At 62.4% G+C, this 13,953-nt stretch carries 16 protein-coding genes; 11 read left to right on the forward strand and 5 right to left on the reverse strand.

Annotation, left to right across the window (positions count from 1 at the left end; all coding sequences use genetic code 11):
- The first annotated feature begins 66 nt into the window (after window positions 1–66).
- From N1937_RS11005 to N1937_RS11025, 5 genes are all read left to right on the forward strand, one after another.
- Window positions 67–540, forward strand: a complete 474-nt coding sequence (locus N1937_RS11005; protein ID WP_170255815.1) for a peroxiredoxin — start codon at window positions 67–69, stop codon at window positions 538–540.
- Window positions 537–1,364 carry a ferritin-like domain-containing protein gene (locus N1937_RS11010; RefSeq protein WP_260058749.1) on the forward strand — a complete coding sequence of 276 codons (828 nt, stop codon included), beginning with the start codon at window positions 537–539 and terminating at the stop codon, window positions 1,362–1,364. Before N1937_RS11005 ends, N1937_RS11010 begins: the two co-directional genes overlap by 4 nt.
- A 104-nt stretch (window positions 1,365–1,468) precedes the next feature.
- Entirely contained in the window at window positions 1,469–2,788 is a 1,320-nt protein-coding gene (locus N1937_RS11015) for a peptidoglycan DD-metalloendopeptidase family protein (protein ID WP_260058750.1), read from the forward strand.
- Between the two features lie 139 nt (window positions 2,789–2,927).
- Window positions 2,928–4,493, forward strand: coding sequence for a DEAD/DEAH box helicase (locus N1937_RS11020; RefSeq protein ID WP_017964466.1), 1,566 nt, complete (start codon window positions 2,928–2,930; stop codon window positions 4,491–4,493).
- A 7-nt stretch (window positions 4,494–4,500) separates the two neighbouring features.
- Window positions 4,501–4,926: an NUDIX domain-containing protein gene (locus tag N1937_RS11025; protein WP_260058752.1), complete on the forward strand. Its 426-nt coding sequence runs from the start codon at window positions 4,501–4,503 to the stop codon at window positions 4,924–4,926.
- Here the strand turns inward: N1937_RS11025 and N1937_RS11030 are convergent, their stop codons facing one another.
- Window positions 4,927–5,244, reverse strand: coding sequence for a TfoX/Sxy family protein (locus N1937_RS11030; protein WP_017964468.1), 318 nt, complete (start codon window positions 5,242–5,244; stop codon window positions 4,927–4,929).
- Between the two features lie 35 nt (window positions 5,245–5,279).
- Window positions 5,280–5,774, reverse strand: a complete 495-nt coding sequence (locus N1937_RS11035) for a flavin reductase (RefSeq protein WP_017964469.1) — start codon at window positions 5,772–5,774, stop codon at window positions 5,280–5,282.
- Between the two features lie 182 nt (window positions 5,775–5,956).
- Between N1937_RS11035 and N1937_RS11040 the strand changes: the two genes are divergently transcribed.
- The 5 genes from N1937_RS11040 to purB all read left to right on the forward strand — a co-directional run bounded on the left by N1937_RS11040 (window position 5,957) and on the right by purB (window position 10,460).
- Window positions 5,957–7,039, forward strand: a complete 1,083-nt coding sequence (locus tag N1937_RS11040; protein WP_260058756.1) for an ABC transporter substrate-binding protein — start codon at window positions 5,957–5,959, stop codon at window positions 7,037–7,039.
- A 67-nt stretch (window positions 7,040–7,106) separates the two neighbouring features.
- Window positions 7,107–7,784, forward strand: a complete 678-nt coding sequence (gene rpe / locus N1937_RS11045) for a ribulose-phosphate 3-epimerase (protein WP_064247082.1) — start codon at window positions 7,107–7,109, stop codon at window positions 7,782–7,784.
- Entirely contained in the window at window positions 7,781–8,500 is a 720-nt protein-coding gene (locus N1937_RS11050; protein ID WP_260058759.1) for a DUF2259 domain-containing protein, read from the forward strand. The genes rpe and N1937_RS11050 overlap by 4 nt, the downstream gene beginning before the upstream one ends.
- 2 nt (window positions 8,501–8,502) lie before the next feature.
- A complete protein-coding gene (locus N1937_RS11055; protein ID WP_260058760.1) occupies window positions 8,503–9,003 on the forward strand; it encodes a hypothetical protein in 501 nt (166 codons plus the stop codon).
- Between the two features lie 149 nt (window positions 9,004–9,152).
- Window positions 9,153–10,460: an adenylosuccinate lyase gene (gene purB / locus N1937_RS11060; RefSeq protein WP_028733781.1), complete on the forward strand. Its 1,308-nt coding sequence runs from the start codon at window positions 9,153–9,155 to the stop codon at window positions 10,458–10,460.
- A gap of 52 nt (window positions 10,461–10,512) precedes the next feature.
- On the opposite strand, the gene N1937_RS11065 is transcribed toward purB, so the two are convergent.
- From N1937_RS11065 to N1937_RS11075, 3 genes are all read right to left on the reverse strand, one after another.
- Complete coding sequence (locus N1937_RS11065; protein ID WP_260059092.1) at window positions 10,513–11,001, reverse strand: low affinity iron permease family protein; 489 nt, start codon at window positions 10,999–11,001, stop codon at window positions 10,513–10,515.
- A 153-nt stretch (window positions 11,002–11,154) separates the two neighbouring features.
- Window positions 11,155–11,961: a DUF2189 domain-containing protein gene (locus N1937_RS11070; RefSeq protein ID WP_260058762.1), complete on the reverse strand. Its 807-nt coding sequence runs from the start codon at window positions 11,959–11,961 to the stop codon at window positions 11,155–11,157.
- 128 nt (window positions 11,962–12,089) lie between these two features.
- Window positions 12,090–13,238 carry an ISAs1 family transposase gene (locus N1937_RS11075; protein ID WP_260058763.1) on the reverse strand — a complete coding sequence of 383 codons (1,149 nt, stop codon included), beginning with the start codon at window positions 13,236–13,238 and terminating at the stop codon, window positions 12,090–12,092.
- Between the two features lie 160 nt (window positions 13,239–13,398).
- On the opposite strand from N1937_RS11075, the gene N1937_RS11080 reads away from it, so the two are divergent.
- Window positions 13,399–13,953, forward strand: a complete 555-nt coding sequence (locus N1937_RS11080; RefSeq protein ID WP_170261483.1) for an RBBP9/YdeN family alpha/beta hydrolase — start codon at window positions 13,399–13,401, stop codon at window positions 13,951–13,953.

The following is a 13,953-nucleotide window of genomic DNA, read 5'->3' on the forward strand; positions in this document are numbered from 1 at the left end:
CGTCCACTATATAATTCGGGGAGAGTAAGTGTCATCCACAAACCCGGCAAAAGAAAGGTTTTCCCAATGGCGGTTCCCAGCATCGGCGTCTCTGCCCCTGATTTCAACCTTCCCCGCGACGGCGGCGGCCGCGTTTCGCTGGCCGAATTCCACGGCAAACCGCTCGTGCTGTTCTTCTACCCCAAGGACGACACCACGGGCTGCACCGCCGAATCACTGGCTTTCACCGCGTTGGCAGCCGAGTTCGAAGCGGCGGGTGCCGCCGTCATCGGCATGTCGCCCGATTCGGCCGCCTGCCATGACAAGTTCATCAAGAAGCACCGTCTTTCGGTGGCGCTCGCCTCGGACGAGGAAAAGACGACGCTGCAGGCCTATGGCGTCTGGAAGGAAAAGAGCATGTACGGCCGCAACTTCATGGGTGTCGAGCGTACCACTTTCCTGATCCGCCAAGACGGCACGATCGCCACCATCTGGCAGAAGGTGAAGGTGCAGGGCCATGCAGAAACCGTGCTCGAGGCCGTGAGGAACCTGGCGGCGTGACCGGCGATCTCACGATAACCTCGCTGCGCGGCGGCGCCATCGATGCGATCTGTTCGGCCGATCTCGACCGCAAGACGGCACTTGCGCAGGAAAGCGCCACCCGCTGGTTCGCCCGCCGGGTGTCGCTGCGCTCGCCGCTCGATGCGGCCCTGCCCGACAGGCCCGGCCGTCCCGAGAAACCGGTGCTGACGCCGCCGACCCAGGTGGAGAAGCGCTCGCTGAATACGCTCAAAGGGCGGATCGCGCTGCTCCACGCCATCGCCCATATCGAGCTCAACGCCGTCGATCTGGCGCTCGATATCGTCGCGCGATTCGCGACCGAGCAGGTGCCGAATTCCTTTTTCGACGGCTGGATGCAGGTCGCCTTCGAGGAGGCGAAGCATTTCCGCATGGTGCGTGCCCGGCTCAACGATCTCGGCGCCGATTACGGCGATTTGCCCGCCCATGACGGGCTCTGGCAGGCCGCCCATTCGACCCGCAACGATCTGACGGCAAGGCTCGCCGTCGTGCCGCTGATCCTGGAGGCCCGCGGCCTCGACGTCACGCCGTCGCTGCAGGCGAAGATGCGCCAGACCGGCGATCTCGAAAGTGCCGATGTCCTCGACGTCATCTACAACGACGAGAAAGGCCATGTCGCCGTCGGCGCCAAATGGTTCCGCTTCCTCTGCGCCCGCGAGAAGCGCGACCCTGCAAAAGCCTTCGAGGAGCTGGTGCGGGCAAATTTCCGCGGACCGCTGAAGCCGCCTTTCAACGACCTTGCCCGCGCCGAGGCTGGGCTGACGCCGTCCTTCTACCGCTCGCTCGCATCGATCAGCCACGCTTGAAGTCACTGAAATTTATGATGCGCCGGCGACAATGAAAGCATTCATTAACCATAACGGTGTCTAATTTCCGAAAGAGGCGTAGAGCATCAATCGGGAGAGCCTGCGTGAACAGCGGACATCAGCACCGGGTATTCGGCAGACGGGCGCAGGAACATATCCTCATCCTGGCAAGCGGCGACAAGGTCCGCCATATGACGGTCCGGCCGTGGATGGCTGCGCTCGCCCTCTGCTTCGTCGGCGTCTTCTCGATCGGCTATCTCCTGGCCACGTCCTATCTCGTGCTGCGCGACGATCTGATCGGCGCCACCATGGCCCGCCAGGCGCGCATGCAGCACGACTATGAAGACCGCATCGCCGCCCTCCGCGCGCAGGTCGACCGCATCACTTCCCGCCAGCTTCTCGATCAGCAGGTGGTCGAAGACAAAGTCGACAAGCTGATGGAGCAGCAGATGGCGCTCACCTCGCGCCATGGCAAACTCGACAATCTGCTCGACCGGGCCGAAAGCTCCGGCCTGACGGAAAAAGACGGCGCCCTGCCCGCGCCGACTTCCCCGGTTCAGTCTTATGCGCCCGATAGCAAGGACAAGCGTGCATCGCTTAGCCGTGGCGGCGTCGAGGCGATCGAGAAACAGCTGGCGAGCGGCGCGCCCGCCGATGCGACACCGGACAATTCGACGCTCGCCTATGTGCCGGCCACTGACACGGTCGGCGACCGCGCCGACCGCATCTTCTCCAAGGTGACGCTGTCGCTGAAAGATGTCGAACAGGATCAGCGCAGCCGGGTCGAACAGCTGACGAGCGATGCCGGCAATGCCGCCAACGCCATCGAGACCGTGCTGACCCGCTTCAAGATTCCGATGCCCGAGAGCGCTGCCGAGAAAGACGATGACGATGCGGTCGGCGGCCCCTATGTCGAGCCTGAAAGCAACGACGGCTTCAACAATTCGCTGGTTGCGCTCGACGGCGCACTGACCCGGCTCGAGGCAGTGCGCAGCACCGCCGAATCCCTGCCCTTCCGCAATCCCGCTATCGGCAAGGACGTGACCAGCCCCTTCGGCAACCGCCGTGATCCGTTCCTCGGCCGCCTCGCGCTCCATTCCGGCATCGATTTTCGCTTTTCGCCGGGCGAAAGGATCCGCCCGACGGCGCCCGGCAAGGTGATTTCGGCCGGCTGGACCGGCGGCTACGGCAACATGGTCGAGGTCGATCACGGCAACGGCATCTCGACGCGCTACGGGCATATGTCGGAGGTTCTGGTCAAGGTCGGCGACACAGTCGATCGCAACGACGTCATCGGCCTTGCCGGCAGCACCGGCCGCTCGACGGGCACCCACCTGCACTATGAAGTGCGACAGGACGGCAATGCCGTCGATCCAGTATATTTCATGAATGCCGGCCTTAAACTCGCCACCTATATCAAGTAACTCCTGCCCGGTAACCAACGCTTCACTCTGCAATGAGTGCGGCGTCTCTAATTCTTGACTTGCCGGCCATTCGGGGCTATGTCGCGCTGCATTGCGGCATGCAATCCCGCCGACTCGTTCAGAGTTCGGCCGAACCTGAATGGAAACAGTTTTCCCTTTGACGACATTTGCTGACCTTGGCTTGAGCCAAAAAGTGCTATCCGCTGTTACGGATGCGGGCTACACGATCCCCACGCCCATTCAGGCGGGAGCCATCCCGTTTGCGCTCGAGCGCCGCGATATTTGCGGCATCGCGCAGACCGGCACTGGCAAGACGGCATCCTTCGTGCTGCCGATGCTGTCGCTTCTCGAAAAGGGCCGTGCACGTGCGCGCATGCCCCGCACGCTGATTCTCGAACCGACGCGCGAACTCGCCGCTCAGGTCGCCGAGAATTTCGAGAAATACGGCAAGAACCACCGCCTCAACGTCGCCCTCCTGATCGGCGGCGTTTCCTTCGAAGACCAGGACCGCAAGCTCGAGCGCGGCGCCGATGTGCTGATCTGCACGCCCGGCCGCCTGCTCGACCATTTCGAGCGCGGCAAGCTCCTGATGAGTGGCGTCGAGATCCTTGTCATCGACGAGGCCGACCGCATGCTCGACATGGGTTTCATCCCCGATATCGAACGCATCGCCAAGATGATCCCGTTCACCCGCCAGACGCTGTTCTTCTCGGCAACCATGCCGTCGGAGATCCAGAAGCTCGCGGACCGCTTCCTGCAGAATCCCGAGCGTATCGAAGTCGCAAAGCCGGCTTCCGCCGCGGCGACCGTGACGCAGCGTTTCGTCGCTTCGCATGGCAAGGATTACGAAAAGCGCGCCGTCCTGCGCGAACTCGTCCGCGCCCAGACCGAGCTCAAGAACGCCATCATCTTTTGCAACCGCAAGAAGGATGTCGCCGATCTCTTCCGTTCGCTCGAACGCCACGGCTTCTCGGTCGGCGCCCTGCATGGCGACATGGACCAGCGTTCCCGCACGATGACGCTGCAGAGTTTCCGTGACGGCAACCTCCAGCTTCTGGTCGCTTCCGACGTCGCCGCCCGCGGCCTCGATATCCCTGATGTCAGCCACGTCTTCAATTTCGACGTACCGATCCATTCCGAGGATTACGTCCACCGCATCGGCCGCACCGGCCGTGCCGGCCGCTCGGGTGCCGCCTTTACGCTCGTCACCAAGCGCGACACGAAGTTCGTCGATGCCATCGAGAAGCTGATCGGCGAAAAGGTCGAATGGCTGAGCGGTGACCTGACGTCGCTGCCGCCGCCGGCAGAAGACAGCCGGGACAGCGAACGCCCGCGCCGCAACAGCCGCGAGCGTGGCGCCAGAGATGGTGCAGGCCGAGATCGTGCGCCGAGAGAGAATGGCGACAAGGATCGTGGACGCGGACGCGGCAATCGCGCCGCCGCGAGTCATAAATCTGACAACGACATACAGGATAATGGCGTCGACGTGATTGAAGCAGCACCAGTAAAGGCCGACATCGTGAAGAACGAGCGCAAAGCAGAGCAGAAGCCGCAGAACAATGCGCGTAACAGTCGGCCTTACCCGGCAAATGATGACAGCCGCGACCGCCGCCGTCATCGCGACCACGACGACGGCCCGACCCCGGTCGGCTTCGGCGATGATATCCCGGCCTTCATGCTGATCGCCGGCAGCGCCAAGGTCTGAACATCCAATGGGCAGGCCCGGCCTTGATTTTCCGGGCTTCGGCGTCGGCCTGGTAATTCTGCGCGACGCCAAAATCCTTCTCTACAAGCGCTTGCGCGCACCTGAAGCCGGCTACTGGAATATTGTCGGCGGCAAGGTCGATCACATGGAGCCGGCGGAGCGAGCCGCTCGCCGCGAGGCCGAGGAAGAAACCGGCCTCGTGATTGGCCGTATCGAACGGCTCGGCATGACCGAGCAGATCATCGACGCCGACCGCCAGCACTGGATCTCTTTGCTCTACGTCACCCGCGACATCGAGGGCGAGCCGCAACTCACCGAACCGGACAAGCTTTCGGATTTCGGCTGGTTTCCCCTGACCGATTTGCCCGAGCCGCTGTCGGCCTTCACTAAGGCCGCGATAGCAGCCTTGCCGGCTGCAGCACGGGGCGAATAGCTATTCGGCGCGAAGCGACGCCTCATAGGCAAGCCGCACCCATTTCGCCATCAGATCGGGATCGTCATAGGCCTCGTCGGGGATCGACCAGTAGGGCATTTTTACCGGCTTGCCCTTCTTGCCCTCATAGGTCCATTGCGTGGCCCCGGCGGCGGCAAATTCAGGCGCGCTCGTCTCGTCGGCCTTCAACAGCATTTCGTCGCGCACTTCAAGCGCGATGATCCGTCCGAGATGATAGATGCCTTTACCGCCGAACATGCGCTTGATCGTGACTGGCCCGAGCCCCTGAAACATTTCCTCGATCCCGGCATTGTCCATCCTCTATCCCCTTGAAATCTCGATCGCTGCGGAAATCACAACGCGTGATAATCCCGGTTCATATAGATCAGCGCCGGGTGTTTTTCGCTGAAGCGGACGGCTGCGACCTCACCGAAGACGACATTGTGCGTCGGCATTTCCTTGATGTCGGTCACCCGGCAATCGAAGGCGGCGAGCGCATCGAAGAGAACCGGCGCGCCGGTGACGAGTGTGTCGAAACGGGCGCTGGCGAAGCGGTCGTCATTGGTAAGCGCAGTGCGCCCGGAGAAAGCGTCGGCAACGGCCTGGTGATGGGCGCCAAGCGTGTTGAGCACGAAGACGCCGCTGCGGAAGAAGATCTCGTTCTTCGGATTGGTGTTGTTGAGGCAGATCAGCACCGAGGCCGGATTGTCGGAGACCGAGCAGGCGGCGGTAATGGTAACGCCGCGGCGCACGCCTTCCATCGCCGTCGTCACGAGCTGTACATGGCCGGCATAACGGCTCATGGCGTCGCGATAAAGGCCAGGGTCGATATGCTGCCTGTTCAACACCTGCTTCTCCGTGCGCGCGCTATATGCCTGGATTGTCTTGCCATCGCGCCAATATGGCGAGCATCGGTTACCTTTTCTACAATAGGACCGGTGAAAAGCGCCGTGTTGCGCTTGTTTTTCTTTGACGATCGCGGCCTTGCGGATAAAAGGGCATGGACGATGGCTAGGGATGTCCGCCTTTCATGATCAACCTGCGTGGCATAGCAGCTTTTCTGGCGCTGCTGGGAGCGGCGGCCGAAAGCCATGCGGCGGGCGTGACGATCGGCGTCGTCGCTCCTCAGAACGGCCCGCTCGCCCTCCTCGGCGCCCAGATTGCCGCGGGCGCCGGCTTCGAGATCCAGCAGTCGGGAAATACTCTGGTCGCCGTCAACGAGACCTGCGTAGACAATAGCGGTGCTGCGGTTGCCGACGCGCTTGTCAGTGCCAAGGTGCAGGTCGCGATCGGCTTTCTCTGCAGCGAAACGCTCGAAGGAGCGCTGCCGAAGCTGAAGGACGCCAGCATTCCCGCGATTACCGTCTCCGTGCGCTCCCGCATCCTCATGGAGGATGCGTTGAAGAACGGCTGGCCGCTCTTCCGGGCGGCGCCCGCCGACGGCGCCGAGGCGGCAAAGATCATTGAGGTGATCCTGAAGGACTGGGCCGCCGATCCGATCGCCCTGATCGAGGACGGCACCATTCATGGCCGCGAACTGACGGAATCGGTGCGCAATGCGCTGGAGCAGAACGGCCTGAAGCCGGTCTTTACCGATACCTACCGTCCGGGACAGGAGCAGCAGATTGCCCTGGTCCGCCGGCTGAAACGGGCCGGCGCCACCAGGGTCTTCATCGGCGGCGACCGCAACGACGTCGCCGTCATCGCCCGCGACGCCAAGGCCGAGAACATCCAGCTTTCCATCCTCGGCGGCGATGCCATGCGCGCTGCCGACCAGCCGCTGCCGCTGAATTCAGGCGTGCGCGCCGTCGCCCTGCCCGAATACGCCATGCTGCCGGAAGGCACGGCTGTTGCCGGCGCGCTGCATGCTAAAGGCGTCGAGCCGGAAGGTTATGTCCTGCCGTCGCTGGCCGCGGCCCTGATTGCCGGCCAGGCGGGACAAGCCGCCGTTGCGGCGGGCAAGCCCCTCCAGGAGACGCTTCTCGGCACCACATTCCAGACACCGGTCGGCACTATTGCCTTCACCGGTGGGCATGAACTTTCGCAAAATCCCTACCGCCTGCTCGAGTGGCGGGGCAATGGCTTTTTTCCACCTGCGGCGCCGACGCAATGAGCAGTGGCCGCCAGCTTTGAATTCTGGCGCCGCAGTGAAATGGCGCGCCCTATACGGAGTAGTTTTGATGACGCTGCCCATTCGCATTGCCCCCTCGATCCTCGCAGCGGATTTCGCCAGGCTCGGCGAGGAGGTGCGCGACGTGACGGCCGCCGGCGCCGACTGGATCCATCTCGACGTGATGGACGGGCATTTCGTGCCGAACATCTCCTTCGGCCCCGATGTCATCAAGTCGTTGCGCTCCTATACATCAGCCACGTTCGACTGCCACCTGATGATCTCGCCGGTCGACGACTATCTCGAAGCCTTCGCCAAGGCCGGCTGCGACCGCATCACCGTCCATGCCGAAGCCGGACCGCATCTGCACCGCTCGCTGCAGACTGTCCGCAACCTCGGCAAGAAGGTCGGCGTGACGATCAATCCGGCGACACCGCTCAGCGCCATCGAGAACGTGCTCGACGATGTCGACCTCATCCTGATCATGTCGGTCAATCCCGGTTTCGGCGGGCAGAAGTTCATTCCGGCGATGGCGAAGAAGATCGCGGCGGCGAAGTCACTGATCGGTGATCGGCCGATCGAACTCGAGGTCGACGGCGGCGTCACGGTGGAAACGGCGCCTGATATCGCGCGGGCGGGCGGCAACGTCCTCGTCGCCGGCTCGGCAATTTTCAAAGGCGATACGGTCGAGGATTACCGCCGGACCGTCGCCGATCTGCGTCAGGCAGCCGAAGGGGCACGAGCATGAAGAAGCGTCTCATCATCGGCGGCATCATTGCCGCAGCATTTGCCGGCCTGCCCGGCCTGTCACTTGCCGGCGACATCGCCAATATCCAGCCGATCGGTTTTTCGGCTGACGGCAAGGTTTTCGGATTCCAGGAATTCGGCATCAAGCAGAGCGTCCCCTACTCCAACACTTATTTCGTCGATACCGAAGACGGCCACTATCTCGAGGGCACACCCTTCCGCACCGAACTGACCGATAAGGACGCCAATCTCTCCAAGGCGCGGCGGCAGAACCTGACGGCGGCGCGCAGCCAGATGGACAAATACGATCTGTTGACCAATCCCGGCCTGATCGCCGCCTTCAATCCACCGACCGAACTCGGCTCGCCTTCGAAGACGATCCGCTACACGACGCTTGCGACCGACGGTCCGCCGAAGGCGCCCTATACGCTCTCGCTCGGCGAGATGCCGGTGCCGACGCCGAAGGATTGCGCCGCGATCGATAAACGCGTCATCGGCTTCAGCCTGCAGATGATCGAGAAGGAAGGCGCTCCGAACCGGCAGGCGGCGCGCCAGGTCAGCACGGTTCCGGCCGAGCGCACGTGCTCGGTCGAATACCGGATCGGCGGCGCGATGGTCTATCAGCCGGAAGGCGGAAACCAGGTTCACATCGCCCTCGTCCTGGCCTTCGATGCGACAAGGAACGGACGCTGGATCGCCGTTCCTGTTCATCCCTAAGCATGGATCGCTCCCCGGTAGATCGTCTAAGAGCTGCACGGCCGCCCTACCCCGATCTGATCGCCGGCGCATTGCTTTGGGGCATGCAGATGCTCGCCGCCGCCATGCTCGGCCTTTACCTGCGCAACGGCCTGCAGACGGGCCGCCTTGCCGAGGTGGCAGCACTTTATTTCGCCGGCGGCCTGTTGGCCTGGCCGTTCGCCCTGCCGGTTGCCCGCTTCTTTGCTTATGGCAGGCAGCCGGAAGCGCGTTTTGCCGCTTTTTTCGTGACGCTGACCGCAGCTACGATCCTGATGACCGCCTTCCTCTTCGCCATGGAATACCGGATCTTCTATGCGCGCTGGCACGCGCCCTTCGGCAGTATCGTCTGGGCCTTCCAGTTCGTCTTCACCAGTATCAGCGCCGTCTACCAGTTCCTGGTGATCGGTCTGCGCCTCTTCCTGCCGCTCGGCCTCGTCTGTCTTGTCGCAAGCAGCTATCATCTTGCCAAACGCATGCGTTGAGATTGCCGCCCGTCTTTGCTACAGGGGCGCTAAAGCAATTCCAGCAAAAGTGTGCAGCGGTTTTGCCAGGCAAAGCGCGAAGCGATTTCGCCGGGAATTGCGCATAAACAAAGTGTCGAATAAACCTCTCGAAGTGAAGGCAGCCGCCCATGATCCCGCGTTATTCCCGGCCAGAAATGGTCGCCATCTGGTCTCCCGAAACCAAGTTCCGCATCTGGTTCGAGATCGAGGCGCATGCCTGCGACGCGCTGGCCGAACTCGGCGTCATCCCGAAATCGGCGGCAAAGACGATCTGGGAAAAAGGCGGCGCCGCCACCTTCGATGTCGACCGCATCGATGAGATCGAGGCTGTCACTAAGCATGACGTCATCGCCTTCCTCACCCATCTCGCCGAGATCGTCGGCCCGGATGCGCGCTTCGTCCACCAGGGCATGACCTCGTCCGATGTGCTCGACACCTGCTTCAATGTCCAGCTGGTCCGCGCCACCGACATCCTGATCGCCGATATCGACCGGCTGCTCGAGGCGCTGAAGAGCCGCGCCTTCGAACACAAGGACACCGTCACCATCGGCCGTTCGCACGGCATCCATGCCGAGCCCACCACCTTCGGCGTCAAGCTGGCGCTTGCCTATGCCGAATTCGAGCGCTGCCGCCAGCGCCTCGTCGCCGCCCGCGAGGAAGTCGCGACCTGCGCCATATCGGGCGCCGTCGGTACCTTCGCCAATATCGATCCGCGCGTCGAGGAACATGTCGCCGAGGCGCTTGGGCTGAAGGCCGAGCCGGTTTCGACGCAGGTCATCCCGCGTGACCGCCACGCCATGTATTTTGCCACCCTTGGCGTGGTCGCCTCGTCGATCGAGCGGCTGGCAACCGAGATCCGCCACCTGCAGCGCACCGAGGTGCTGGAAGCCGAGGAATATTTCTCGCCCGGCCAAAAAGGCTCTTCGGCCATGCCGCACAAGCGCAACCCGGTTCTGACCGAAAACCTGACCGGCCTTGCCCGCATGGTCCGCTCCTACGCCATGCCGGCGATGGAAAACGTAGCCCTCTGGCACGAGCGCGATATCTCGCATTCCTCGGTCGAACGAATGATCGGCCCCGATGCCACCGTGACGCTGGATTTCGCCCTCTCGCGGCTCGCCGGCGTCATCGAAAAGCTGCTGGTCTACCCCGAGAACATGGAGAAGAACCTCAACAAATTCCGCGGCCTCGTCCACTCCCAGCGTGTCCTGCTGGCACTGACCCAGGCCGGCACCTCCCGCGAGGACGCCTACCGCCTGGTGCAGCGCAACGCCATGAAGGTCTGGGAACAGGGCAAGGATTTCCTGGAAGAGCTGCTTGCAGACGCCGAAGTCCGCGCTGCGCTTTCCGAGGAGGATATCCGCGAGAAGTTCGACCTCGGCTATCATACCAAGCATGTGGATACGATCTTCCGGCGGGTGTTTGGCAACGCCTAAGCGATCTGCAATCAACGATATAGCGGCGCCCTTGCAGGCGCCGTTTCCATATCTAGCTTTTCTCAGGCGGCCGTTGTTTTTGCTTCGGCCCTTTGGCGGCCGCAGGACGTTTGCGTGCCTCCGCCTTCTTTGACGGTGCCGCCTTCGCTGCTTCGGTTGATTCCGATGTCCTGCAAGCCTCCGTCTCGCCCCTGCCCTTTGCGGCCTTGGCGACCAGCTCGTCGAGACGTTTCAGTTCTTCCTCCTCGAGATTCTCGATACCGATGAAACGGTTCTCGGCGTGGCTGGTCAGGATGATTTCGTTGAGCTTGGCCTGGATCGCCCGCGTGTCGCGCGTCTGGGCGTTCTGCAGCACGAAAACCATCAGGAAGGTGATGATCGTCGTGCCGGTATTGATGATCAGCTGCCAGGTTTCCGAATAGTCGAAGAAGGGGCCGAGTGCCGCCCAGATAACGACCACGATGAGTGCCAGGATGAAGATGACGGGTTTGCCCGCCCATTCCGATACCTTTGTTGCGAACTGGGCGAACAGATGCTTCATCGTCACCTCTGCAATCCTCCCTCGAAGCCTCCGGACCATGATGTCGACGACATCACGCTCTCGGCTAAACAAACTCCGAGGCAGGTTCGAGGTTCCCCCCAGGGATCCGATATTCCCCCGGGGGTCCGGAATTCGCCGCAGGCAAGGCCGTGGTTATGCGGTCGCTTCCCCCGCAATCAGCTTGCGATAGAGATGCCAGGTCGCATGGCCGAGGATCGGGATGACGAGCGCAAGGCCGGCAAAGACCGGGATCGTGCCGATGACGAGCAGCGCGGCGACGATCAGGCCCCAGAGCAGCACCGGCACCGGATTGAGAATCGTCGCGCGGATTGACGCCGTCACGGCGGCGACTGCCCCGACGTCGCGGTCGAGCAGCAGCGGAAAGGTGATGACGGTTATCGCCAGCACGACGAGCGCAAAGACGAAGCCGATGAGATTGCCCCAGATGATCAACTGCATGCCCTCTGACGTGCCGAAGACCTGGCGGAAGAAATCCGCCATGCTGCGCGGAAAGACCTCGCCGAGCAGATTGCTATAGAGCGTCTGCGCCGTCACCAGCCAGACGATGAAAAGGCCCAAGAGCATCAGCCCGACCGCCACGATCGACGGCAGCGCCGGCGAATGGCGCACGTCGAGTGCATGCGTCCACGACGCGTCGAGGCCGGCCTCGCGCCGGCGGCTGATCTCATAGAGGCCGATCGCTGCGATCGGGCCGATCAGCACGAAACCTGCCATCAGCGGGAAGACCATCGGTAAAAGGTTGGCGCCCGAGGTCCATAGCGTCAGGAAGACGCCGGCGATCGGGTACATCAGGCACAGGAACACATAATGGGACGGTTTCTCCATGAAATCTTCATATCCGCGCTTCAGCGCGTCGAAAACGTCAGCGATACCGATGCGATTGACAACGGGCCGCGCGAAGCTTTCGCTTGCACCCGTCATGACGTGAAATGCCGCCATGGCTTTCTCCTCCTCAGCCGAGACCTGATCGGCGGCGGACAGCATCGGCGGGCAAGCCGACACGAAATCCGCAACCGGCACTGGAGGAATATAGCAACTTTCACGGCCCGTGTCGCAGGGGAATCGCTTCAGGTTAATTTCTGGGTCTGAACGATGATGCTTTCCAGGTAGTCGTCGTTGAGATTTGCCTTTTTGCGCCTGACCTTGAGGCTGTGCCTGTCGTTTGCGGATCTGACGAGGTTGATGGCCATGTGTTTGACGACCGCCATGTTTTGCGGTCCAAAGCCGGTCCTGAGACGAGCGAGATCGTCGTGGAAGACGACATCGAGGACCCAGTGCAGGCGATTTTCGATGCCCCAATGGGCGCGGACGGCGGCGGCGAATGTGCCGGGGTCGAGCTTTGCTGAAGAGAGATAGTAGCGCCGTTCGGTCTCGATTTTCCCGGCCCTTTCGGTGCAGCTCTCGACCATGGCGATCATGGCCAGATGCGGGAAGTGCGGTTCCCCCGTATATCGGCGATCAGACCAGAGCCAATCGACCTCGTGGCAAACCGTGTGGCGGCGCTGTTCCAGCCGGCCATGATCGCTTTCGACGATGGTCTTGCCGCGTTCGATCATGTCGGCGGGCGGATCGGCGAAGAAGCGGGCGACCTCCTCATGCAGGGCGGGCCGATTGGCCTTGAGGGCAAGAAGATAGTCGCCGCCGCGCCGCACGATGGTCTCGGCAATTGCCGTCTGGGTGCCCATGGCATCGATGGTGACGATCGCGCCGGTGAGTTCGAGCCGTTCCAGCAGCAGCGGAATGGCGGTGATCTCGTTGGACTTGGCGTCGGTCGCCTCCTGCCCGAGCACCAACCGCTGCCGGCTCGCCCAGGCCGAGACGATATGCAGCGGTTCGCGGCCCTTGCCGCGGGCATGGCTGCGGCGCGAGGTCTTGCCATCGATGGCGATAACCTCGGGATCGTTGTCCCTGAGCGCCTCCACCCACGCGGTGAAACAGGCTTTGAACAGGTCCGCGTCGAGCGCATTGATCACGTCATTGAGAGTGTCATGGGACGGGAGACCGCACTCAAAGGCTAAGAAACGCCGCAGGAAATCCATCCGCTCTTCGCCCCAGAGCCGGATCTCGACAAAATCCTCCATCCCACAAAGCGTCGCGCAGAGTACCAAAAGCAGGATTTCCGGCAACGGATAGACCACCCGCCAGCTTTGCCGAGGATCGCTAAGCGCTGAAAAATGATCGAGAATGGCGCGGGATGCTTGCGGCGCAGTAGACATGAGAGGCTCCGACGAATCAAAGCCCTCCATGAATCACAGGAACACCGTCAAGCGCTACCGCTCTCCGAAAAAGCTGAAGCGATTGCCCTGCCCGTGTCGCTCCCTCCCTTGACATTCCCCTCTTGACATCTTGGACCAGCTTTCTCACATCGGCGGCATCATGAAAGCCTCAGACGCAGATATCCTCATCATCCCCGGTTACACCAATTCCGGCCCGGGCCACTGGCAGAGCCGCTGGGAGGCAAAGCTCAGCACGGCGCGGCGCGTCGAACAGGCCGAATGGACGAAGCCGGTGCGCGAGGACTGGATCGCCCGCATCGCCGAGGAGGTGAACGCCTCGACCCGTCCGGTCGTTCTCGTCGCCCACTCGCTGGGCGTACCCTCGGTGATCCACGCCATCCCGCATTTCCGCAAGCCCGTGGCCGGTGCCTTCCTCGTCGCCCCGCCCGATGTCGCCAATCCCGATATCCGCCCAAAGCACCTGATGACCTTCGGCCCCTACCCTCGCGACCCGCTGCCCTTCCCGTCGATCACCGTCGCCAGCCGCAACGATCCGTTCGGCAGCTACGATCATGCCGACGATGTCGCCAGCAGCTGGGGCTCCTTCCTCGTCGATGCCGGCGAGGCCGGTCATATCAATGCCGATTCCGGTCACGGTCCATGGCCCGAAGGCACCATGGTCTTTGCCCAGTTCCTCGGCCGGCTCCCTGCCTAA

It is taken from the genome of Rhizobium sp. WSM4643 (assembly GCF_025152745.1).
In the GTDB taxonomy this organism is placed as follows: domain Bacteria; phylum Pseudomonadota; class Alphaproteobacteria; order Rhizobiales; family Rhizobiaceae; genus Rhizobium; species Rhizobium leguminosarum_I.

What these genes read in the sequence shown, in the direction of transcription:
- N1937_RS11025 (WP_260058752.1), top strand. Translation starts at nt 4,501, where the DNA reads ATGGGCAGGCCCGGCCTTGATTTTCCGGGCTTCGGCGTCGGCCTGGTA.
- N1937_RS11050 (WP_260058759.1), top strand. Translation starts at nt 7,781, where the DNA reads ATGAAGAAGCGTCTCATCATCGGCGGCATCATTGCCGCAGCATTTGCC.
- purB (WP_028733781.1), top strand. Translation starts at nt 9,153, where the DNA reads ATGATCCCGCGTTATTCCCGGCCAGAAATGGTCGCCATCTGGTCTCCC.
- N1937_RS11070 (WP_260058762.1), bottom strand. Translation starts at nt 11,961, where the DNA reads ATGGCGGCATTTCACGTCATGACGGGTGCAAGCGAAAGCTTCGCGCGG.
- N1937_RS11080 (WP_170261483.1), top strand. Translation starts at nt 13,399, where the DNA reads ATGAAAGCCTCAGACGCAGATATCCTCATCATCCCCGGTTACACCAAT.
- N1937_RS11005 (WP_170255815.1), top strand. Translation starts at nt 67, where the DNA reads ATGGCGGTTCCCAGCATCGGCGTCTCTGCCCCTGATTTCAACCTTCCC.
- N1937_RS11020 (WP_017964466.1), top strand. Translation starts at nt 2,928, where the DNA reads ATGGAAACAGTTTTCCCTTTGACGACATTTGCTGACCTTGGCTTGAGC.
- N1937_RS11055 (WP_260058760.1), top strand. Translation starts at nt 8,503, where the DNA reads ATGGATCGCTCCCCGGTAGATCGTCTAAGAGCTGCACGGCCGCCCTAC.
- N1937_RS11075 (WP_260058763.1), bottom strand. Translation starts at nt 13,238, where the DNA reads ATGTCTACTGCGCCGCAAGCATCCCGCGCCATTCTCGATCATTTTTCA.
- N1937_RS11030 (WP_017964468.1), bottom strand. Translation starts at nt 5,244, where the DNA reads ATGGACAATGCCGGGATCGAGGAAATGTTTCAGGGGCTCGGGCCAGTC.
- N1937_RS11040 (WP_260058756.1), top strand. Translation starts at nt 5,957, where the DNA reads ATGATCAACCTGCGTGGCATAGCAGCTTTTCTGGCGCTGCTGGGAGCG.
- N1937_RS11065 (WP_260059092.1), bottom strand. Translation starts at nt 11,001, where the DNA reads ATGAAGCATCTGTTCGCCCAGTTCGCAACAAAGGTATCGGAATGGGCG.
- rpe (WP_064247082.1), top strand. Translation starts at nt 7,107, where the DNA reads ATGACGCTGCCCATTCGCATTGCCCCCTCGATCCTCGCAGCGGATTTC.